Source organism: Pseudomonas huaxiensis, from assembly GCF_003231275.1.
Taxonomy (GTDB): Bacteria; Pseudomonadota; Gammaproteobacteria; order Pseudomonadales; family Pseudomonadaceae; genus Aquipseudomonas; species Aquipseudomonas huaxiensis.
This window is the reverse complement of record NZ_QKVL01000054.1, coordinates 1-22,102: the sequence shown is the minus strand read 5'-3', so window position 1 is coordinate 22,102 and position 22,102 is coordinate 1. Positions and strand designations below refer to the sequence as shown.

Here is a 22,102-nt window from a genome sequence, read left to right as displayed (position 1 = left end):
AAGTGAGGGCGGCCACCGGGTGGCGCCGCCGTGGGGTCGATCAGGTGGGCACGGCCTGCGCCGCACCGAGGAATGCCGGTCGCTCGCCGCCGCCGTGCAGCAGCAGGTTGCAACCGCTGGCGTAGCTGGCCAGGGGCGATGCGATGTACAGGCAGGCGTTGGCGATATCCTCGGCCGCCGCCATGCGTCCGGCGGGAATGCCGGCGCCGACTGCGGCGATGCCGGCCTCGCTGCCGTAGTGCAGGTGAGCCTGGTCGGTGAGCACCAGACCCGGACTGACGGTGACCACCCGGACCTTGGGCGCCCACTCCACCGCCAGCGATGTGACCAGGGCCACCACGCCGGCCTTGGCGGCGCCATAGGCGGCAGTGCCAGGCGACGGCCGCTGGGCGGCGACGCTGCCGATAAAGACGATGCAGCCGCCGGTCTCCTGCGCCTGCATCAGGCGGTTGGCCTGTTGGGCGACATTGAGGGGGGCGATCAGATTGAGGCGGATGATGCTTTCGTGAAAACGCGGCGAGGCCGTGGCGGCATCTGCTGCCGGTGCGCCGCCAGCGTTGTTGACCAGCACATCGAGGCGGCCGAAATCGCGCTGGATGCTGTCGAACAGCGCCTGCAACGACTCGCCGTCGCGCACATCCACTGCGAAGAACAGCGCCTTGCGTTCGCCACTGGCCGGGAGCTGTTCAGGGGCGTTGCGGGCACAGACGATGACCTGCGCACCGGCCTCGAGGAAACCCTGCGCGATACCCGCGCCGATACCCTTGGTGCCGCCCGTGACCAGTACCACCTTGCCGCTGTAATCAAGACCGCGTTGCTGCCCCATTTCAGGCTCCTTGTTCTGCTGACAAGGTCCACTCTAGGGACAAAGGCGCGGCCAAACTTCGTCTGAACGGACGATGAATCGAGCCTGCCGCACGCCCGACACTGCCTGGCAATTCCCCAGGTTTTCACGCGTGAGAAGGCTTATGTCTGCAATTGATCATCCCTGCGTAGTGCTCGAATTCCCGGCCCCTGGCGTGGCCCTGCTGCGCCTCGACCGGCCCCAGGCGAGCAACGCCCTGAGCCTGGAGTTGCAGGCATTGTTGTCGCAGCACTTCAGCGAACTGGGCGCCGATCCCGAGGTGCGCTGCATCCTCCTTACCGGGGGTGACAAGGTGTTCGCCGCGGGTGGCGACATCACCAGCATGGCCGGGGTCGGCCCGATCGAGATTCACCAGCGCCATACCGAACGGGTCTGGGCGCCGATCCAGCACTGCCCCAAGCCGGTGATCGCTGCAGTGTGCGGTTATGCCTATGGCGGCGGTTGCGAACTGGCGATGCACGCCGACCTGATCGTCGCCGGGCGCGGCGCCAGGTTCTGCCAGCCGGAGATCCGCATCGGCATCATGCCCGGCATCGGCGGCACCCAACGCCTGGTGCGGGCGGTGGGCAAGGCCAAGGCCATGCGCATGGCCCTGACCGGACAGCCGATCACCGCCGAGGAAGCCTGGGTGGCGGGGTTGGTCAGTGACCTGGTGGACGACGATCAGGTGCAGGCCCATGCGCTGGAGCTGGCCAAGGTCATCGCGGCGATGCCGGCGCTGGCGGCGGAACAGATCAAGGAAGTGATCCTGGCGGGCATGGATGCGCCACTGGAGACCGGGCTGGCGCTGGAGCGCAAGGCCAACGCGCTGCTGTTTGCTTCGCAGGATCAGAAGGAAGGGATGGCGGCGTTTATCGAGAAGCGGCCGGCGCGGTTTTTGGGGCGGTGATTGGGCAATGGCGACCAGGTGCTAGCCAACAGTTTTTCAGCGTTCTCAAGATCGAGCGCCGCCCGCGCGGCGCATCGCGAGCAAGCTCGCTCCTACACCGGTTGCAACGTGCCTATGCCTGTCAGGCCATGGTTGACCGTTTTGTTTGTACGGCGCTGTATCGAGGCGACCTCAACAGCTTCCCCGCGATTCATCGTCAAGCGCCAAAGGCGGACAACCCAACTCTCACAGACCATGGCGCGTTGCAACCAACGTAGGAGCGAGCTTGCTCGCGATGCGCCGCGCGGGCGGCGCTCGATCTTGAAAGCGCTGAAAAGCTGTCGGCTAGCATCTTCCAGCCCTCACTCCCGACTCCCCACCACCTGCCCATCCCCCGGCACCACCACCTGCCCCAGGTCAATGTGCTTGAACACCGGACTAGCCCCCAATCTAGCATTGAAGCGGGTGTTGAAGCTGAACGGATCTTCGGTCGGGACGCTCAGCGGCTTGCCATACACCGCTTGCAGCGCGGTGCTGTCATAGCCGAGCAACTGCAGCAGGGTCGGGAACAGGTTGTAGTGGCTGGAGCGGTTTTTGTTGTCCGCCAGGTGCGTCTGCCAATCGAGGGTCTTGAGCCCTGCGCCCTGGATCACCACCAGCGGCACCAGCCCTTCTTCTGCCACCGGGTCGCTGTCGCAATGGGTGTTCAACCCGGGATTGCCACGCTCGTGCAGGTCCTGGCCATGGTCGGAGGTGTAGATCACCACCGCCTGGCTGAAGTCGGCCTTGGCGAACAGGCGGTTGAAGAATTCCCCGACATTCCACAGCAAGGTGTTGCGATAGGCGTTGCGGTACAACACCCAGTCCTCCGGACTCCCGGCAAAACCGTCGCGCTGACCGGTGTCGGTGATGTCGGTGAACTGCCCGCGCGGCAAGGCCGGGCGGTAGCTCATGAAGGCGTCCGGGTATTTGTCGTGCACCGGAAAATGCGCGCCCACCTTGTTGACCACGATCAGTTGCGGCTTAGCGTCGGCCAGCAGCTCGGTGAGGGTCGCCGCCACCGCCATGTCGCGCTCCAGCACCGGGGTGTCATCGAACTGGATGAAACGGTCGATATCGCGTTTTTCCGTGTCGGTCATCAGGTTTTGCAAGTGCCCACCGGTGCGCTGGGCGTCGACGTATACCGTGGCCAACCCGGCCTGGTGTGCGTACTGCCAGATCGACGGCTGGGTCGAGTTGATCCGCAGGTAGTCCGCGCGCGTTCCGCCATAGCGCAGGGTGACGTTGGTGTCGGCGCTGCAATTGGCGACGGACGCCGCATAGCCGTAATTGAAGATACTCACGCCCGGCTGCGCCTGGGTCAGCGGTGTTTTCACTCCCATTGGCGTGTCGGTGTCGAGGTAGTTGCCGGCAATGCTCTCGTCGATGATCAGCACGATGTCGCGGGCCATGGCCGGGCCGCTGCGCGGCAGGCTCACCGGCTCGCGGGCGCCGACATGGTCGTGCAGCGTCTCGTAGGTCATCAGGTTCAGGTAGGCCAACGGCGTGTACATCACCGGCAGGCCACGGGCGCCTTCGCCGGAACGCACGAAGAGGACGCCGGTTAGCAGCAACAACCCCAGCAACGGCGCGGCCCACGGCAAGGTCCGTGGCAAACGTGGCCAGGCACCGGGGCGCAGACCGATGCCAAGCAACAGCAACAACCCGCGCAGCAGCGCCTGCATGATCGAGGCGTGGTACTGGGCCAGTGCTTCCTGGATGAAACCACCGGAATACACCATCGACAGGAAAGCGCTGTAGGTCAGGTAGCTATTGGTGATGCGCGTGTAGGCATCGAAGAACACCGCGCTGGCGACGAACAACAGCGCCAGCCCCCAGCGCAACCAGCCCTGGCGAATCTGCGCGGCGGCCAGCAGGGTCAGCGCCAACAGCACGAACATCCCGCCGTACAGCACCAACGCCACACCGCCCAGCGCCTGAAGACGTTCGAGAATGGTGGCGTGAAAGCAGGCCAGATAGGCCAGCAACAGCAGGCTTTTGATCAATGCGCGCATGGCAGGGCTCCGTCCGCGGTGGCGGGGTTTCTCGAACGGTAGCCAGCTTGCGAATTTCTTTCCATCTATGGCCTGTCATTTTTATGGCGAGTTTTTGACGCCTGTTTCTACCCCCTAGCACTAAAGAAATGTATCCATTTAGCTATTGCACAAATACAACGTAAGCCTTCAACGGCGCGGCTTTCGACCGTTCATCGCGAAAATTAACGGCGAATGGCCAGCGCCCATTTCGCTAAATCACGGATTGGAAAAGAGTTGATGGCAAAACGACCTCGCAAACAGGCACTGTAAGTTAAACGGAACATGCCATTGGTTTGACACTTTTTCCCCAGCCTGCGCTATACCGAAAACACACCGCTGTTTCATCCCCATTACGCCATGCGAGGCACCCCGGAATGGACGTAAGCGTGTTCGGTACAGGTTATGTAGGACTCGTGCAGGCCGCGGCGCTGGCCGATGTCGGACACCGAGTACTGTGCGTGGATGTCGACGCGCATAAGATCAGCCAGCTTCGCCAGGGCGTGCCGCCGATCCATGAGCCGGGCCTGTCCGCCATGCTCGAAGACAACATCCGCGACGGCCGCCTGCTGTTCAGCACCCAGTCCAGCGATGCGGTAGCGCACGCCGAACTGGTGTTCATCGCGGTCGGCACGCCACCGGACGAAGACGGCTCCGCCGATCTCTCCCATGTCCTCGGGGTAACCCGGCAGATCGCCGAGCTGATGGAAGCCGACCGCACCCTGATCATCAAGTCCACGGTGCCCGTTGGCACTGCCGACAAGGTCGCGCAACTGGCCCGGGAAGAACTCGACCGGCTGGGCAAACTGACCCTGAAAGTGCGCGTGGTCTCGAATCCCGAATTCCTCAAGGAGGGCAGCGCCCTCGCCGACTGCATGCGCCCCGACCGGATCATCGTCGGCACCTGCGATGCCCAGGCCCAGGACCAGCTCACCGAGCTGTACGCGCCCTTCTGCCGCAACCATGAAAAGCTCATGTTCATGGACAACCGCAGCGCCGAGCTGACCAAGTACGCGGCCAACGCCATGCTCGCCACCCGCATCAGTTTCATGAACGAGTTGGCCAACCTCACCGAACGCCTGGGCGCCGATATCGAAGCGGTACGCAAGGGCATCGGCTCCGACCCGCGCATCGGCTACCACTTCATCTACCCCGGTTGCGGTTTCGGCGGTTCGTGCTTTCCCAAGGACCTGCGCGCCCTGCTGCACACCGCCGAGCACAACGGCATGCCGCTGCGCCTGCTGCAGAGTGTCAGCGAAGTGAACGACGCCCAGCGGCAGATTCTCTTCAGCAAACTCCAGCAGCATTTTCCCGGCAGCCTCAAGGGTAAGTCGGTGGCGCTGTGGGGCCTGGCCTTCAAGCCCAACACCGACGACATGCGTGAGGCGCCGAGCCGCTACCTGATGGAAGCGCTGTGGGCCGAAGGCGCCACCGTGCATGCTTTCGACCCGGAAGCCATGGCGGAATGCCGGCGCCTCTACGGCTACCGCAACGACCTGAAACTCTGCGCCACCCGCGACGACACTCTGGAAGACGCCGATGCCCTGGTGATCTGCACCGAGTGGAAGAACTTTCGCGTGGTCGACTTCACCCTGCTGGCGAAGAAGCTGCGCCAGCGCCTGATCATTGACGGGCGCAACCTGTACAACCCCGATCAGGTCGCCACCTACGGCCTGGACTACTGCGGCATCGGTCTGCGCCATGTCGATCCGGAAGTGCCTGCACCATGAAAGTCCTGGTCACCGGCGCGGCCGGTTTCATTGGCGCCCATTGCATCCTGCGGCTGTTGCGTGACGGCTATCAGGTGCTGGGCCTGGACAATTTCAACAGCTACTACGACCCGACGCTCAAGCATCAACGGGTCGGCTGGGTGCGCCAGCAGGCCGGGCACTTTCCGTTGCAGCGTATCGAGCTGGCGGACGCCACGGCGCTGGACGAGCTGTTCGCCCGTGAACGTCCCGACGTGGTCCTGCATCTGGCCGCCCAGGCCGGGGTGCGCTACTCGCTGGAAAATCCCCGGGCCTACCTGGACAGCAACCTCGCCGGTTTTCTCAACATCCTCGAAAGCTGCCGTCGCCACCCGGTGCAACACCTGCTATACGCCTCCTCCAGCTCGGTGTACGGCGCCAACCAGCACACGCCCTATTCGGTACGCGATGCGGTGGACCACCCGCTGTCGCTGTACGCCGCGACCAAGAAAGCCAACGAAGCCATGGCCCACTGCTACAGCCACCTGTACGGCATTCCGGCCACCGGCCTGCGCTTCTTCACGGTCTACGGCCCTTGGGGTCGCCCGGACATGTCACCGGTGCAGTTCGCCAGCGCCATCGTCGAAGGCCGTCCGCTGCGCCTGTTCAACCATGGTCAGCACCAGCGCGACTTCACCTACATCGACGACATCGTCGAAAGCCTGGTGCGCCTGATTCCCTTGGCGCCGCAAGCCAACCCGGACTGGAACGCAATGACCCCGGACCCGGCCAGCAGCCACGCGCCCTGGCGCCTGTTCAACATCGGCGGGCAACGCCCCGTGGCGCTGCTGGACTACGTCGCCCTGCTGGAAAAACACCTCGGCCGCCGCGCCGCCATCGAGTTGCTGCCGCTGCAGCCCGGCGATGTGCTGGACACCTGCGCCGAAGCCGGCGACCTGGCCGACGCCACCGGCTTCACCCCTGTCGTCTCCCTCGATGAAGGGCTCGGGCGCTTCGCCGCCTGGTTCCTCGATCACTACCTGCCGCTGCACGGGACGCCAGCGCAGATCCACCGGGCATCGCCCGACGAGCAACGGAGGTCGGTATGACCGGACAACCGAAGAGCGCCCAGATCCAGGCGCTGAGCCAAGACAAACGGATGGACCCCAAACACCGCATGCGCATCGACTCGGCGGTCCACAAACAGGGCCGTGGCTGGTTCACCGGCCGCCTCGGCGGTCGCCCCTGGACCCTGTCGCGGACCAATCGCTGGATTGCCGCCTTCGGCGCCCTGCTGCTGATCGTGCTGCTGTCGCCGTTGTTGCTGGTACTGGCTGTGATCGTCAAGGCGAGCGGCCCGGGGCCGGTGTTCTTCGTGCAGAAGCGCACCGGCTACCGGGGCCGCACGTTCGGCATGTTCAAGTTCCGCACCATGGTCACCAACGCGGAGGCGCTGAAAGAGTCGCTGCGCCACCTCAACAAGCACGGCGCCCAGTCCATCGATTTCAAGATCGACGATGACCCGCGGGTAACCCCGATCGGTCGCTGGCTACGGCGCAGCAGCCTGGACGAGCTACCCAACCTGTTCAACGTAGTGCGCGGCGACATGCGTCTGGTCGGCCCCCGGCCCACCTCGTTCAACGCCTACCGCTACAAGGACAACCACCTCGCGCGCCTGAGCATCTACCCCGGCATGACCGGCCTCTGGCAGATCTCCGGGCGCAGCGACATCGACTTCGACCAGCGGGTCGAACTGGACCTGAGCTACATCGCCGAACAGAGCCTGAGCCTGGACCTGAAAATCCTGCTCAAGACCCCCTTCAAAGTCTTCAGTGGCCACGGAGCACGTTGAGATGGACGGTTCAACTTCAAGAAGCATGAGCATCGCTGTGCCCAGCGAAACCAACCTGACCTCCACCGTGCTCGACCAGGAGCAGCGCACCCTGTTGCTGACTGCCGCCAACAGCGGCAGCGGCACCAGCACCAGCGCCCTGGCATTCGCCAGCCAACTGGCGCTGATGAGCGGTGGAACGGTGCTGCTGATCGATGGCAGCAACGGCCCCAATACCCTTAGCCAGCAACTGGGCCTGAACAAGCTGCGTGGTTTTCACGACCTGCTGTTCGACGACCAGACCCCGCCGCTGGCGCAGGACTGCATCGTGCGCCTTTCCGACCAGCGCTTCGACGTGCTGCCCGGCGGCCTGCATGAGCGCGGCGGTGAACGCCTCGACCCGGAACTGCTGCGCATGCTGCTGCTCAAGCTGTCGGCCGAGTACCGCTTCGTGGTGATCGACGGCGAGGCCGTGTACGCCGGTGCCGACAGCCTGGTGATGGGCCCGCTGGTGGACGGCGTGATCCTGGTGATCAACGCCGACGACACCCGCCGCGAGGTGGCCCAGGCCGCCAGCCAGCGCCTGCTCCAGGCGGGCGCGCGGCTGGTCGGCAGCGTCTTCAACCGGCGCCGCTACTACATGCCCAAGTGGCTCTACAACAACCTTTAAGCCGATCGTGCGAGGGAACACTTATGAAAACGCCCTTGATCGCCCTGTTCGCGCTATTGCCACTGGCGGCCTGCACCACCCAGCAGGACGCCCGGACGATGCCGGTACAGATTCTCACCGCCGCGCCGGCCAATGCCCAAGCCACCGAACTTTCGAGCCAGGAACAGGTATTGCGCCCGCAGGACGTGCTGGATGTGATCTTCCACATCAGCACCAGCGGCTCCGACGCCTACCGTATCCAGTCCGGTGACACCATCGGGCTGAGCTTCCTTTCCGCCAGTTCGCTGAACGGCAACCAGTTGGTGCTGCCTGACGGCCGTATCGAACTGCCGGCGGCCAACACCTCGGTGAACGTCGCCGGAATGACCCCCGAGCAGGCCCGGGCCGCGATCCAGCAGGCCTACCGCAACAAGAGCCTGTTCCAGCCCAACCGCGACCAGCTCACGGTGCAGGTGCTGAGCCCGCTGACCAACGAGCAGAACCTGAAAAGCGCGCTGAACCACCCGGCCACCGGCATGAGCCGGGAGATCACCGTGGGCAGCGACGGCCACGCCAACTTCCCGGAAGTCGGCTCGGTCGCCCTGCAGGGAATGACCGTGACCCAGCTGGAGACGTACTTGAACAAGCGCTACGCCGACCTGCCGGGACGCATGAGCGTGGATGTGATGCTCAAGTCCACCGCGGTCAACGAGATCTACGTGCTGGGTGAAGTCGGCCAGCCCGGCGCCTACCCGATCCGCCGTCCGGTCTCGGTGCTCGAAGCCCTGACCCTGGCCCGCGGCCCGAGCATCAAGGCGCGGCTGGACTCGGTGATCATCATGCGGCGCAACGGCAACCAGGTGCAGGCCATGCCCTACAACATCGACCAGGCGCTGGATGCCAGCGCCGCACAGGTGGCCTATCTGCAACCGGACGACATGCTCTATGTGCCCAAGACCAAGCTGGCCAGTGCCGGCGAACTGGCCCGGCAACTGGCTGACGTCGTGCTGTTCCAGGGCGTGGGCTTCAGCTTCGGCTACCGCGTCGACAACAAAGGCAGCGACAACTGACCTCGGGGGTATCGCGTGATGAATCAGCTCATGAATCCCAAAGAGAACTACCTGCACGAGTTTTTCCGGATCTTCTTTGCCAATCGGCAATGGGTGAAACGGATCTTCCTCGCCTTCGCGGTGATCGTCCTGCTGCTGCCGCTGATGTTGCGTCAGAGCTACGACATCGGTGCCGAAGTCATCGTGCAGTCGAAGAAGCTGTCGCAAAGCGACACCAACACCGCCCTCGCCCAGGAAACCGACAAGTTCATTCCGCCGTCGCTGGCGGACATGGAAACCGAGAGCAATATCCTTCGCTCACCGACGCTGATCCGCCAGACCATCAGCCAGTTGCGTGAAGAAGGCCGCTATCAGGTCGAGCCCGGCGTGATGGACAAGCTGCTGTTCCACCCGTTGCGCGAGCATGTGCTCGATCCGCTGCGCTCGGCGCTGGGCAACAAGGTCGAATCGGCCCGTGACACCGAACTCGACGCCCTCACCGAACAGGCCACCAAGAGCCTCAAGGTCGAGACCCTGCCCGGCTCCAACGTGATCTCGGTGACCTACAGCTTCGGCGACGCGGCCCAGGGTACGGCGTTTGTCAGCCAGTTGCTGGACAACTACCTGAAAAACCGCCAGGACCTGCAATCCAACGAGCTGCCGCAGTCCTTCTATGAACAGAAGAAACTGCAGTACCAGGCCCGTCTCGACGACCTGGAAAGCAAGCGCCTCGCCCTGCTGGAAACCGTAGGCTCGTCCGATCCCAAGGAGGAAATCACCTTCCGCCTGAACGCGATCAACACCGAGGAACAGGCGCTCAACCAGTACCGCGACCGCCTGCTGCAAAGCCAGCGCTGGCTGGACTACCTGAAGTCGGCCCTGAGCGCCGCCAACAGCGCGAAGATGAACGACTACAGCTTCCCGTTCACCTTCACCACCACCGTTGACAACGTGGCCTTCGAAGACCGCGAAATCAAGCAACTGGGCGAGCAGTTGACCACCCAGGTGTCGCGCTATGGCAACGACCTGGCGGTGTTCCAGCCCAACAGCGAACCGATGCAGTTGCAACGCGAGCAGATCTTGCGCAGCCGCCAGCAGTTCCTCAAGGTGGTGGACAACCGCATTCGCGAACGGGAAAAAGACCTGACCGTGGTGCAGGAAGTGATCGGCCAGAAAACCCAGCGCATCGGCGAATTCAAGGGCCGCATCCACCAGTTGCAGGAGACCATGAGCAAGGCGCGCCAGCTCGACACCGAGATCGACGCCCTGCACAAAGCCTTCTTCACCTACACCCAGCGCTATGAAGAAAGCCGCGGCCAGGGCCAACTGGACAATATGTCCAACGCGCGGATTCTCAGCGCGCCGTACCAGCCGACCGAAGCCGCGTTCCCACGGCCGATGCTGATCATTCCGTTCGGTTTGCTCACCGGCCTGCTGCTGGCGATTGCCCTGGTCTATGTCCGCGAGTTCTTCGACCACCGCTTCAAACACCCGGCGCAAATCGGCCACGAACTGGGCCTGCCGGTGCTGCTGGTGATCAACGACCAGACCGCGGAACAACCCAATCCGTACAAACAATGGACGCTGCCACGGCTGTGGCACTGGGTGCGCAATTGAACGCCCCGGCCCCGCGCCAGCCGATCATCCACCTGCTCAACAGCGGTGGGTTCTACGGCGCCGAGCGCATGCTGCTGGATCATTGCCTGGCCACCCCCGGTCAGCATCGGGTGCTGTTTCTCGATGCGCCGCAAGAACTGCTGGCGCGGTTTCGCGCCGCCGGGGTGGACTGTCAGTGCCGCGCGGGGCTGGTGCAACCGCTGCTGTACCTGCGCGAGCAGCACGGCCAGCGGCCACTGCTCAATGCGCACAATTTCAAGGGCCTGCTGCTCGGCTGGCTGGCGGCGTACCTGTGGCGCCTGCCGTTGGTGGCAACCCAGCACGGTTTCACTCCGCGCAACCTCAAGCAGCGCGTCTACACCTGGCTGACCCTGCAACTGTGCCGCACCGCCGTGGTGAGCCAGGTGGTGTGCGTGGCCGAGAGCATCGCGCGGATTCTGCGCGGTGCCGGGGTCGCGGCGCAGAAGATCCGGGTGATTCCCAACGGTCTGCCGGAAACCTCCGGCCAGGCGCCACGTGTTACCCACGCGGGCGAGTGGCTGGCGGGTTATGTCGGACGCCTGAGCAGTGAAAAAGGTCCGGACCTGTTTCTCGATACGCTCATTCCGCTGTGCCGGCGCTACCCGCACTTGCACGCGGTGATGCTCGGCGACGGTCCGGAGCGCGCCACCCTGCAGGCCCGCATCGACGCCGCCGGACTGGTGGAACGGATTCGCCTGCCGGGCTTCCAGCACGACATGCGGCCGTGGATGAGCCGCCTCGATGCACTGGTGATCAGTTCACGCACCGAAGGCACGCCGATGATCCTGCTTGAAGCCATGCAGGACGGCGTGCCGGTGGTGGCCTTCGGCGTCGGCGGCATTCCCGATGTCATCGAACACGGCCGTAGCGGTCTGCTGGCCGCGCCGCTGGCAGTGGACGAACTGGCCGCGCAACTGAGCGCCCTGATCGACGACCCGGCCCAGGCCAGTGAACTCACCGCCCAGGCCCGCCACATCCAACGCGAACGCTACCACCTGCCTACCCTGGCGCAACGCTGGGCCCAGGTTTACCTGGGCGCCGCAACGGAGGTCCGCGCATGATCCTGCCCCTTTCGCTGGTCGGCCTGTTCGGTCTGCTGGCCATGATCCTGCTGGTCAGTCCCTGGCCGTACCTGGCGCCCGGCGCGGTCGCCGCGCTGGGCGGCCTGCTCCTGCTGTACCGGCGCCCGGCCTGGGGTTTGCTGGCGATCATCGCCCTGGTGCCGTTCGAAGGTCTGTTCAAGGACAGCGACCTGTCCGCAGCCAAGCTGATCGGCGCCGGCCTGCTGCTGGTACTGAGCCTGCAACTGGCCAGCGGCCAACTCAAGGGCGAGCGCCTGCACAGCAATCTGTGGCCGCTGCTGATCGCCTTCATGGCCTGTTACGGCCTGAGTTTCTGGGCCAGCGAGAGCCTGCTGATGTCGGCCCAGCACCTGCGCGAGCTGTCCATCGGCCTGCTGCTGTTCGTCATGACCCTGCTGATTGGCCGCGAACTGAACCTCGCCTGGCTGGCCCGGCTGGTCTGCCTCAGCGTCGCTGCCACCTGCGTAATGGCGATGTTCTCCAGCAAATACCAGGATCAGGGCCGCGCCTCCGGCCTGCTCGACGACCCCAACGTGTTCGCCCTGCTGATCGCCTTCGCCGTGCCGCTGGCGATCTGGCTGCTGCTGAACAGCCCCGGCCTGCGCCAACGGCTGCTGTGGCTGGTGTGCACCGGCCTGTTGCTGGCCGGGATGACCAAGACCGAGTCGCGCTCCGGACTGGTGGTGTTGCTGATCAGCCTCTGCATCGGCCTCTACCACTACCGAGTGCAACTCACCCGCCTGCGCCCGCGCCACCTCGGCGTGCTGATGTTGGGCCTGGCCTTGCTGCTGCCGGTCGCGGCCGCGGTGATGCCGGCCAGTTACATCGAGCGCATCCAGTCGCTGAGCGTGCTCAAGTCCGGGGTCAATGCCCACGAGGACGACTCGCTCGGGCGTCGCGCCTCGTACATCGTGGTCGGCGGCAAGATGATCCGCGAAAACCCGCTGCTCGGCTCCGGCCCCGGCACCTTCCCCTTGCACTACGCCACCACCGGCTACGCCAAGGCGTTCTCCGCCAACCGCAAGGTCACCGACCTCTATCGGCGGGCGCACAACACCTATCTGGAACTGTTCAGCGAGATCGGCATCCCCGGCGGCGTGCTGTTTGTCGGCCTGATCGCCCTGGCCCTGCGCAACCTGTGGAGCGCCCGCGCCGCCTGGCTGCAGCAGCATGAAGTGGCCCGCGCCGACCTGCTCACCCACCTGTGCATGAGCATGCTGTCGCTGGGCCTGTTCCTGATGTTCCTCAGTGCGCCGAACCACAAATACCTGTGGATCATGCTGGCGTTGTCCTGGGTGCTGCGCAGCCAGGCCGAGGCTGCGGGCCGGCCGGAGGCGGAAGCATGAACCGGGTCGGCATCGTCATTCCGATGTTCAACGAAGCCCGGCACATCGGCCGGACCCTGGCCGCCGCCAAGCTCGCCGCCCGCGAAGCTGGTGTCGACTGCGAACTGATCGTGGTCGACAACGGCTCCCACGACGACAGCCCGCAGATCGCTCGCGCCCTCGGCGCAAGGGTGCTGAGCCTGCCGGGCCTGAGCATCGGCGCGCTGCGCAACCGTGGCGCGGCCGCGTGCGAGTGCGACTGGCTGGCGTTTCTCGACGCCGATATCGCAGTCCCGGAGAACTGGCTTCGGCGCCTGCTCGACCTCCACGCCCAGGGCCTGGGCGATGTTTTCGCCCTCGACTGCGACACCCCGCACCAAGCGCCGTGGTTCGCCATCGCCTGGCAACGCCGCACACTGCGTGCCGGCCCGCTACTGCACCGCCAACAATGGCTGCCCAGCCCCAACCTGCTGATGCCCCGGCGCTGGTTCGACAGCGTCGGCGGCTTCAACGAAAGCCTGCGCAGCGGCGAAGACAAAGACTTCACCCTGCGCCTGAGCGATGCCGGCGCACGCCTGCTGGTGCTGCGCGCACCGGTGGTCATGCACTGGGGCTACGAGTGCACCTGGAAAGAATGGCTGGGCAAGGAAATGTGGCGCCAGAGCAGCCACCTGCAACTGCTGCGCAGCAACGGTGCGAGCCTGCGCCTGCTGCGTTTTCCGGCATTGTCCATGGGCGCCTGGGTACTCGACGCCATGGCCCTGTCGGCGCTGCTCGACGGTTTCCCGCACCTGGCCCTGTTGATGGTGCTGATCGCCAGCCTGCCGGCGCTCGCCCTGAGCCTGCGGCAGAGCCTGAAGCACCGCGAACCCACCTTGATGCTGCAACTCTGGGGGCTGCATTTCATCCGGCTGCACCTGGCCGGCATGGCGTTCGTCCTGAGTCTGTTCAACTTCACTGCAAGGAGGCCAGCCCGTGGCTGAATTCATTTTCTGGCTGTGCCTGCTGTTGCCGCTCTATGCGTGGCTCGGTTATCCGCTGCTGTTGAGCCTGGCCGCGCCCTTCTGCGCGCGCCGTGAGCCGGGCCCGCAAGTACCGCTGACGGTCAGCGTGGTGATCGCCGCGCACAACGAGCAACGGCATATCGAACAAAAACTGCGCAGCGTGCTGAACCAGGACTACGCCGCTGCATCCCTGCAGATCGTCCTCGCCAGCGACGGCTCCAGCGACCGCACCGTGGCCTGCGCCCGGGCGGTCAACGACCCACGCATCCAGGTGCTCGACCTGCCACGCCTGGGCAAAGCCGCGGCGCTGAACCGCGCGGTCAGCCTGTGCCAGGGCGAAGTGTTGGTGTTCACCGATGCCGACAACCAATGGGCCGACGACACCCTGCGCCAGTTGCTGGTGCCGCTGGCCACCCCCGGCGTCGGCGGCTGCGCCGGACAGATGATAATTCCCCGGCCCGGCAAGGGCCTGAGTCTGGGCGACAGCCTGTACCGGCACTTCGAGGGTTGGGTGCGCAGGGTCGAGAACCGCACCGGCTGCATGGTCTCCGCAGATGGCGCGCTGCTGGCGCTGCGCCGGGAACTGTTCCAGCCGATTCCGCCACAGGTCAACGATGACTTCTTTATCAGCACCTGCGCCCCGGCGGCGGGCCAGCATCTGGTCTATGTGCCCGAGGCGGTGGTGCTGGATTACGGCGTCGACGAAGCCGGCAAGCAGTTTCGCCGGCGCCAGCGGGTCACCGTCGGCGGGCTGCTGAGCCTGTCCGCCCGGCGGCAACTGCTCAACCCGCTACGCCACGGCCTGTACGCCATCGCCCTGATCAGCCACAAGCTGCTGCGCCGGCTGGCCCCGGTGCTGTTGCTGCCGCTGCTGCTGAGCAACCTCTGGTTGCTGGATGACGGCGCGTTCTATCGCTGGACCTGCAGCATGCAACTGCTCGGCTACGCCGTGGCGCTGGTCGGCCTGCTCGACGCCGGCCACCGCTTGCCGAAACCGTTTCGCCTGGCCGCGTACGTGTTGGTGACGCTGGCCGGCATGTGCGTCGGCCTGTGGCAGTTCCTGCGCGGGCACAGTTATCAGCAATGGAACCCCGACCAGAACCGCTGAGGGACCGACCATGCCGATCAAGACCACCATCAAGCGTGCCAGCGGCTGGATCTACCTGAACTCGCCGGTAGGTCGCCGGCAGTTGCACGGCGCCGGGCTGATCCTGATGCTGCACCGGGTGCTGGCCGACGATCGCGCCGCCGAACTGCCGCACCGCAACGAATTGTGCGTCGGCCCGCTGGCGTTCGAACGGCTGCTGCGCTGGCTGCGCCAGCACTTCGAATGCCTGCCGCTGCTGGACCTGCTGCAAGGCCACGGCGGCAACCGGCCACGGGTGGCGTTGACCTTCGACGACGGCTGGCGCGACAACGCCCTGCACGCCTTTCCGCTGCTGGCGAAATACCAGGTCCCAGCGAGCATCTTTCTGTCCACCGACTATATCGGTAGCCGCCAGCGCTTCTGGTGGGAAAGCCTCGGTGAAACGCTCTGGGGCAGCCATGGCGAGGCGCCACGGCACCTGCTGATCGAGCAACTGCGCCGGGTCGGCCGGCCGCTGCCGGTCGCCTATTTCATGAACGAAGCGCCACGGGCCCGCAGTCTGGCCCTGGCGCGTTACCTGCAAAGCTTGAAGACCCTGGCGCCGCAGGCCCTGCACCTGCTCACCGACACCTGCCCACCGGAATCCCTGCCCCAGGCCCTCGACTGGCAGCAAGTGCGCCAACTGGAAGACTCCGGGCTGATCAGCTTCGGTCCCCATGGCGCCAGCCACGCGCTGTTACCCGGCCTGGATGACCACCGCCTCGAAGAAGAACTGCTGCGCAGCCACCGCGCCCTGCTCAACGGCTGCCGCAACCCGCTGCCGGTCTACTGCTACCCCAACGGCGACCACGATTTGCGCGTGCGCCAGCGCCTGGCGGCGCACCGTTATCCGTGGGCCCTGAGCACCCGCGCCGGGCTCTGCCAGGACAGCGACGATCCGCTGGCCCTGCCGCGCATCGGCGTCAGCCAGCGCAATGCCAGCCGGCCGTCGCTGCTGGCCTGGCGTATCAGCCGCGGAGGCCACTGATGAGCCGCCCTTCCTATCTGCGCCATTTGCTGCTGAGCATGGGCACGCGGCTGGCGATGATCGCCCTGCGCCTGCTGCGTAATGTGCTGCTGGCGCGGCTGCTCGGACCCAGCGAGCGCGGGCTGTTCGCCCTGCTCAGCAGCCTGCCGGACCTGATCGCCGCAGCCACCAGCGGCGGCCTCAACAGCGCCATCGGTTATCAGGCGGCGCAGCAGCGCAATGTCGGTCTGCTGCTGACCCAGGTGCTGGTCTACGGCTGCTTGCTGGCCGCCCTGCTCACCCTGATCTGCCTTGCCGCGCTGCGCGGCTTCGGCATCGAACTGGAAGTCAGCCAGCAACTTGGCCTGCTGGCCTGGCTGCTGTTGCTGGCGGTGCCGCTGAGCGTGCTCAAGAGCGGCCTGCTCACCCTGCACAACGCCACCGGTGGCGTCGGCGCCTTCAATGCGTTGCGCTTGAGCGAATCGCTGGCGCCACTGCTGATGTTTCTCGTCTTCTATGCACTGTGGCCCGAAGCGGCGCTGTCGGCGGCGCTGGCCAGTTGGCTGTTGGGGCTGGGCCTGGTGGTGCTGTTGGGGTTGATCTGGCTGCGGCGCGGTCATCCGTTGCGTCTGTGCTGGGACCGCGCCGGCCAGCGCGAACTGCTCGCCTACAGCGCCAAGAGCCACCCGGACCTGCTGTTCCAGCAAGTGATCCTGCGCTCGGATTACCTGTTCATCAGCGCCCTGCTCGGCAGCGCCGCCCTCGGTCACTACGCCATGGCCAGCGCCGCTGCCGAACTGCTGCTGATCGTCCCGGAAGCGGTGACCACGCCACTGATGAAACGCCTGCTGCAACAGGACGCCGGCATGGACAAACTGACCCCGCTGGCCCTGCGCCTGACCGCCACGGTGATGCTCGGCGCCTGCCTGAGCATGGCGCTGGTGGGCCAATGGCTGATCGTCACGTTGTTCGGCGCCGAATACCAACCCGCTTACCCGGCGCTGCTCGGCCTGCTGCCGGGGCTGTTCGGCCTGTGCTACGCGAGCATCCTGCGTCTCGACCTGCTGGGCAAGAACCGCCCCGGCAGCGTGTCGCTGATGATGGGCGCCGGGGCCGCGCTCAACCTGCTGCTCAACGTGTTGATGATCCCGCCTCTGGGCATCTTCGGCGCGGCACTGGCGTCGTCCATCGCCTACCTCGCGGTAACCCTGGCGATGCTGGTGCTGTACTGCCGGCTCAGCGGCGTGGCCTGGTGGCGCACGCTGTTTATCCTGCCCGGCGACCTGCTGCCGCTGTGGCGCATGTTGCCGGGTCGGGTGGCGGGATGAACGCCGTGCGCCTGCTTATCGGCCTGATACTGTTCAGCGGTGCGGCCGGCGCCGCCGAACTGCGCTGGCCGGATATCCGCGATGGCAGCCTGTACCTGACCCCGGGCCGCGCCGATCAGTTGCGCCTCGACTGGGTCGGCGCCTGGCAGACCGACGCCAATCCTGAGCAGGTGTTTCTTCTCGACGGCCAGGGCCGCCTGGCCGCGCGCCGCGATATCGCCGCCACCGAGGCCCGCGGTCAACAGCAATGGCCGCTGCCGGTCGGCCACGGCAGTTACCGGCTGGAGATTCCCGGCTACAGCTTCCGCCGCTACCGCCCTGCCTTTAACGACAGCACCCGCGCCCAGTTCGCCCCGGCGCGGGTGCATGTGAGTCTGCAGGTCGAGGCCGGGACGCAGTTCTATTTCCGCGTCGCCGCTGGCGAGCAGGCGATTCTCGCCGGCAAGTACCACGGCGGCGTCAGCGGCTTGCGCGCCGTGCGCCTGGACGACGGCCAGGCGCTGAGCCTGAATTTGGTGGCGCAACCCGCCTACTGGCAACACGAAGAAGTCACCCTGCCGGTCAGCCCGAAACCACAAGTCTGGCGCCTGGAACTGCAAGGCCGTGGCAAGGCGGCGTTCTGGCTGGACGGCACGGCCAACCTGTTCGCCCGCCGCGTCGCTGACCTTGGCCCGCTGGATGAACAACCCGGCACGGTGAACCTGCACCTCGGCCAACAGCGCCTGGGCCCGACGGCCAAACTCGGACTGAACCTGCCCTACCTGCTGCCCCCCGTGGCCAGCCACCCGATTCTCGATGCCCTGAAACCACGAGCGGCGGGCTTCTACAGTTTTGTCGACGTGCTGGCCCGGCAGCCGGACTACGAAAACGCCTTTCGCCGCCTCTATCGCGAACGCTTCGCCATCGAGGACGACATCACCCTGCTGGCTGCCACCGGCCGCCGCGCCGACCTGAGCGACGACGCCACCAGCCGTCAGGGCCTGCAAGCCTGGCTGGCGGCCAGCGTCGCGCTGGATGGCGCGGGCCAGCACTACATCGCCTTCGCCGACGAACCGAACCTGAATTACGCCCGCTATGAAGACTTTCGCGCCTTCTTCGCGCAGTGCCTGCAACAGGTCGAGGACTACGCCGGCGCCCGCAAAGCCGGGGTGCGCATCGCCATGCCGGCCAGTTCGCGGCTGGTCAACGGCCCGCTCGCCGAACACAGCGCCGAGCGCCGTGGACTGGATTGGGCGCGTCGGCTGCTGGAGGAATTCGGCCCGCGTATCGATGCGCTGGCCTGGCACGAATGGATGGTTCGCGACCTGCTGGCGACTCGGGTCTACCGCGACAACGTGCGTCAGGCCGCTGCGCTGGTCGGCCTGGATGACCGCGGCCGGCCACGCAAGGCGTTGCTGCTGGACCAGACCAACCTGTCGCCCGGTTCGAGCCTGAGCCTGTATGAGCAGAACGGCCATTACGCCGCATTGTGGTGGGCCTCGGTGGCGATCAACGCCAGCGCCGACGGCCTGCTGGACATGCTCAACTGGTTCCAGGCCGCCGACGAACCCGACTACCCCAAGGGCATGCTGCAAGTGCTCGACCCGCAGCACTTCGTGCTCAAGCCGGTGGGCCTGGCCCAGCAGTTCATCCAGCAGCACTGGCTGGACGAGGTGCTGCAACTGGACAACGACGCCTTCGAGGTCGATGCCCTGGCCATGGCCCGCGGCCCCGCCCGCAGCCTGCTCGGCGTGAACAAGGGCGAGCGCACCCAGCAGGTGCGTTTCGCCACCGCTGCCGCGCGCTGCCCGGCCAATCCACTGTTGACCCTTTTCGGACCCGATCACCAGCCACGCCAGGCCAATCTGGTCTGTCGCGATGGCCGGCTCGGGTTCGATCTGCCAGGGCAGACGCTGTTTGCCCTGAGCTGGAGCGCGTCGTGAACCGCGCGCGCTGATCCACCCGCCTTACCCGACCCTGGAGGCAATCATGCGTGTACTGAACCAGCTTCAAACGCACATCAGGCACAAAGGACTGCGCTCGACCCTGCAAACGGCCTTGCACCGCTACATGTTCTACCACTGGGAACTGCTCTGGATGGAGCGCGACCTGGTCAGCCCGGTACCGCCTCACAACCTCAAGCCCAGCAGTCCGACCCAGGCCGAACAGATCACCGTGCAAAACATCCACGCCTTCGCGCGCTACTTCGGCGACCGCCTGGAAACCATGCGCGAGCTGCTCGCCGAAGGTCATACCGGGATCATCCACCGCGACCCCGAAGGTCACGCGGTGGCCTTTATCTGGGGTTGCCCGCGGGACTACCACGACCATCACTACTACGGCTGCTGGTTCCCGGTGAACAGCGGTGAGTTCTTCGAGTTCGGTGGCGAACTGACCCGCGCCTACTGGGGCACCACGCTGTCGGTGGACCTGCAACTGAACCTGTGGAAGGCCATGAGCAAACAGGGCTGCGACAAGGTGGTGGACGTCTGCGAAAGCCACAATATCCCGGCGCTGAAGCTGCACCTGCGCATGGGCTACACCGAGCAGGGCCGGGTCACCCACGTCTACTGCCTGTTCGGGCGCTGGAAGTTCTTTCGCCAAAGCCGCTACAAAGGCTCGCGCCTGGCCGCACTGCGCAAGCCCGCAACCGTGGCGCCGTCCGTAGGGGTGGCCTGAGATGGGCCTGCGCCTGAGCTGGCTCGACTCGCTGGACGCGCCCGCCTTCCCGGCGCAGGCCTACGAGCAACTGCGCCAACGCCTGCCCCAGGCCACGCCGTTCAACAGCCTCGGCTGGTTGCGCGCGGCCGAGGCGGCGCTGGAACCGGGGCACACCTTGCAGGTGCTGCTCGGCTTCGACCGCGATCACCTGTGCCTGTGCCTGCCGCTGGTGCGCATGCCCTGGCGGGTCGGACCGCTGACCTTGCGGGTAGTGCGCCATCTGGGCTATCCGCTCAGCGACCGTATCGGCCTGCTTATCGACCTGCCCGAAAGCGAAGCGCCCCAAGTGCTGCGCGAGGTTCGCCGGCACCTGCCCCACGCCCTGCTGCAACTGAATGAAGTCACCCAGGGCGAGCCGTGGTTGCTGCACTGGGGCTGGCGCAGTTCGACCTACGAACGACGCCGTGCCTGCAACGTGCCGGTGCATCAACTCAGCGCGGCCGACCGCCAGGAAGTCAGCGGTGATCCGCGCTATAAACTGCGCCGCGCACGCAAGCGCATCGCCGCCTGTGGCGCACAAGTCCGCCGCGTGGTGCTGGATGCCAACAACGCGAACGATTGGCTCACCCGCATCGCCAAGGTGGAAGACGCCAGTTGGAAAGGCGACGACGGCGTCGGCATCTTCAGCACGCCCGCCTCCCGCGCCTGGATGATCCAGGCCCTCAGCGCCGTGGCCGGCGAAGGCCGCCTGCGCCTGGTGGTGCTGGAACTGGACGCTCAGTGCATCAGCTACCGCCTCGGCCTTCTGGAACAGGGCCGGCTGTACGACTACAACCTGGCCTTCCTGCCGCAATACGCGGAACTGGGCAGTGGCCGGGTGTTGTTGCAGGAGTGGATCGATTGGGGCCTGGACGACGGCTGGCAGTGGATCGACGCCTCGCGGGTCAGCCTGGAGAATTCCAGCCACCAACTGCATGAACGCATGAGCGGCCAGGTCGAGCACTTGCGCCACAGTTTCTATAGCTGGCGCGTATCGGGCCTGTGCCTGGGCATGGCGCTGCGCCTGTGGCGCCACTGCCAGCCGTGGCTACGCTCAAACAGGCCGGGGCGGCAACCGAGGATGCCCGCCACCGAACACCCGTCAGCCCCACACCGCCCCGCCACAGGAGCCACGGAATGTCCTTCCAGGTCATAGTCAACGCCGATGATTTCGGCCTTAGTGAACACGTCAATGCGGTGATTCTGCGGGCGTTCAATGCCGGGCTGATCAGCTCGGCGACCGCCATGGCCAATATGCCGGCATTTCGCGGTGCCTGCGCACTGGCCCGGTTGCCGGCGCTGCGTGGACGCATCGGCCTGCATTTCAACCTCAGTCATGGCCGGCCGCTGAGTGAGGCCATCCTCGAGCAGCCATTGTTCTGCAACCCCACCGGCGAATTCGCTTTCAGGCTGTCGCGCAACAGCCTTTGGCTCGGACGTCGCGCCCGCCAGGCAGTGGAACAGGAACTGCTCGCGCAATGGCAGCACTGCCTGAGCCTCGGCCTGCTGCCCAGCCACCTGGATTCCCACCAGCACGTCCATAACATCTGGCCGATCGGCGAGATCGTCGCCCGCTTTGCTGCCCGCGAGGGTGTGCCAGTCAGGCTGGCGCGCAACCTGGGGCGCAATATCGGCCCGGCCAAGCGTGTGTTCAAGACCTTGCTCAACCGCCGCTTGCGCCATCTGGCCGGCGCGACCGCCGACTACGTCTGCACGCCGGTGGACCTGCGCGACGGCCTCGCGCCGCGGCACGGTTTGCTGGAAGTGGTGGCGCATCCCAGCGCGCTGGGCAGCAATGACTTTGGCGATGCGTATCTGGGTTCCGGGGAATCGCTGGCGGGGTTGCTGGAGCAGCAACTGCGGACGGTGCCGCGTGTGGGGTATCGGGTGTTGGCGGGGGGCTAGTGCGGGGTTTCGCTAATAACGCATGT

At 65.7% G+C, this 22,102-nt stretch carries 19 protein-coding genes; 17 read left to right on the top strand and 2 right to left on the bottom strand.

The window, feature by feature from the left end:
• Positions 1–40: 40 nt before the first annotated feature.
• The gene (locus DM374_RS29355) at positions 41–826 is read right to left on the bottom strand and encodes an SDR family oxidoreductase (RefSeq protein ID WP_110973062.1); all 786 of its coding nucleotides are present in this window, start codon (positions 824–826) and stop codon (positions 41–43) included.
• A gap of 142 nt (positions 827–968) precedes the next feature.
• Here DM374_RS29355 and DM374_RS29350 point away from each other — a divergent pair, with 142 nt between their 5' ends.
• A complete protein-coding gene (locus DM374_RS29350; RefSeq protein ID WP_110973061.1) occupies positions 969–1,754 on the top strand; it encodes an enoyl-CoA hydratase in 786 nt (261 codons plus the stop codon).
• Positions 1,755–2,095: 341 nt separating this feature from the next.
• On the opposite strand, the gene DM374_RS29345 is transcribed toward DM374_RS29350, so the two are convergent.
• The gene (locus DM374_RS29345; RefSeq protein WP_110973060.1) at positions 2,096–3,787 is read right to left on the bottom strand and encodes a sulfatase-like hydrolase/transferase; all 1,692 of its coding nucleotides are present in this window, start codon (positions 3,785–3,787) and stop codon (positions 2,096–2,098) included.
• 395 nt (positions 3,788–4,182) lie between these two features.
• On the opposite strand from DM374_RS29345, the gene DM374_RS29340 reads away from it, so the two are divergent.
• The 16 genes from DM374_RS29340 to DM374_RS29265 are packed head-to-tail and all read left to right on the top strand — an operon-like array spanning position 4,183 to position 22,076.
• Positions 4,183–5,535 (top strand): UDP-glucose dehydrogenase family protein, encoded by a 1,353-nt coding sequence (locus DM374_RS29340; RefSeq protein WP_110973059.1) that lies wholly within the window; start codon positions 4,183–4,185, stop codon positions 5,533–5,535.
• Positions 5,532–6,602, top strand: a complete 1,071-nt coding sequence (locus DM374_RS29335) for an NAD-dependent epimerase (protein WP_110973058.1) — start codon at positions 5,532–5,534, stop codon at positions 6,600–6,602. Before DM374_RS29340 ends, DM374_RS29335 begins: the two co-directional genes overlap by 4 nt.
• Entirely contained in the window at positions 6,599–7,345 is a 747-nt protein-coding gene (locus DM374_RS29330) for a sugar transferase (RefSeq protein ID WP_110973057.1), read from the top strand. Before DM374_RS29335 ends, DM374_RS29330 begins: the two co-directional genes overlap by 4 nt.
• Position 7,346: 1 nt before the next feature.
• Positions 7,347–7,994, top strand: a complete 648-nt coding sequence (locus DM374_RS29325; protein ID WP_110973056.1) for a CpsD/CapB family tyrosine-protein kinase — start codon at positions 7,347–7,349, stop codon at positions 7,992–7,994.
• A gap of 23 nt (positions 7,995–8,017) precedes the next feature.
• Positions 8,018–9,043: a polysaccharide biosynthesis/export family protein gene (locus tag DM374_RS29320; protein ID WP_110973055.1), complete on the top strand. Its 1,026-nt coding sequence runs from the start codon at positions 8,018–8,020 to the stop codon at positions 9,041–9,043.
• Positions 9,044–9,073: 30 nt separating this feature from the next.
• The gene (locus DM374_RS29315) at positions 9,074–10,639 is read left to right on the top strand and encodes a GumC family protein (RefSeq protein ID WP_110973054.1); all 1,566 of its coding nucleotides are present in this window, start codon (positions 9,074–9,076) and stop codon (positions 10,637–10,639) included.
• Positions 10,600–11,721 carry a glycosyltransferase family 4 protein gene (locus DM374_RS29310; RefSeq protein ID WP_110973053.1) on the top strand — a complete coding sequence of 374 codons (1,122 nt, stop codon included), beginning with the start codon at positions 10,600–10,602 and terminating at the stop codon, positions 11,719–11,721. The genes DM374_RS29315 and DM374_RS29310 overlap by 40 nt, the downstream gene beginning before the upstream one ends.
• Complete coding sequence (locus DM374_RS29305) at positions 11,718–13,088, top strand: O-antigen ligase family protein (protein ID WP_110973052.1); 1,371 nt, start codon at positions 11,718–11,720, stop codon at positions 13,086–13,088. The genes DM374_RS29310 and DM374_RS29305 overlap by 4 nt, the downstream gene beginning before the upstream one ends.
• Entirely contained in the window at positions 13,085–14,050 is a 966-nt protein-coding gene (locus DM374_RS29300; protein ID WP_110973051.1) for a glycosyltransferase family 2 protein, read from the top strand. Before DM374_RS29305 ends, DM374_RS29300 begins: the two co-directional genes overlap by 4 nt.
• A complete protein-coding gene (locus tag DM374_RS29295) occupies positions 14,043–15,179 on the top strand; it encodes a glycosyltransferase (protein ID WP_110973050.1) in 1,137 nt (378 codons plus the stop codon). The genes DM374_RS29300 and DM374_RS29295 overlap by 8 nt, the downstream gene beginning before the upstream one ends.
• Before the next feature lie 10 nt (positions 15,180–15,189).
• A complete protein-coding gene (locus DM374_RS29290; protein WP_110973049.1) occupies positions 15,190–16,185 on the top strand; it encodes a polysaccharide deacetylase family protein in 996 nt (331 codons plus the stop codon).
• Entirely contained in the window at positions 16,185–17,492 is a 1,308-nt protein-coding gene (locus DM374_RS29285) for a lipopolysaccharide biosynthesis protein (protein ID WP_110973048.1), read from the top strand. Before DM374_RS29290 ends, DM374_RS29285 begins: the two co-directional genes overlap by 1 nt.
• Complete coding sequence (locus tag DM374_RS29280) at positions 17,489–19,414, top strand: hypothetical protein (protein WP_110973047.1); 1,926 nt, start codon at positions 17,489–17,491, stop codon at positions 19,412–19,414. Before DM374_RS29285 ends, DM374_RS29280 begins: the two co-directional genes overlap by 4 nt.
• Positions 19,415–19,460: 46 nt before the next feature.
• Entirely contained in the window at positions 19,461–20,150 is a 690-nt protein-coding gene (locus tag DM374_RS29275; protein WP_110973046.1) for a GNAT family N-acetyltransferase, read from the top strand.
• A gap of 1 nt (position 20,151) precedes the next feature.
• Entirely contained in the window at positions 20,152–21,327 is a 1,176-nt protein-coding gene (locus tag DM374_RS29270; protein WP_110973045.1) for a GNAT family N-acetyltransferase, read from the top strand.
• The gene (locus DM374_RS29265) at positions 21,309–22,076 is read left to right on the top strand and encodes a ChbG/HpnK family deacetylase (RefSeq protein ID WP_110973044.1); all 768 of its coding nucleotides are present in this window, start codon (positions 21,309–21,311) and stop codon (positions 22,074–22,076) included. Before DM374_RS29270 ends, DM374_RS29265 begins: the two co-directional genes overlap by 19 nt.
• Positions 22,077–22,102: the final 26 nt, after the last annotated feature.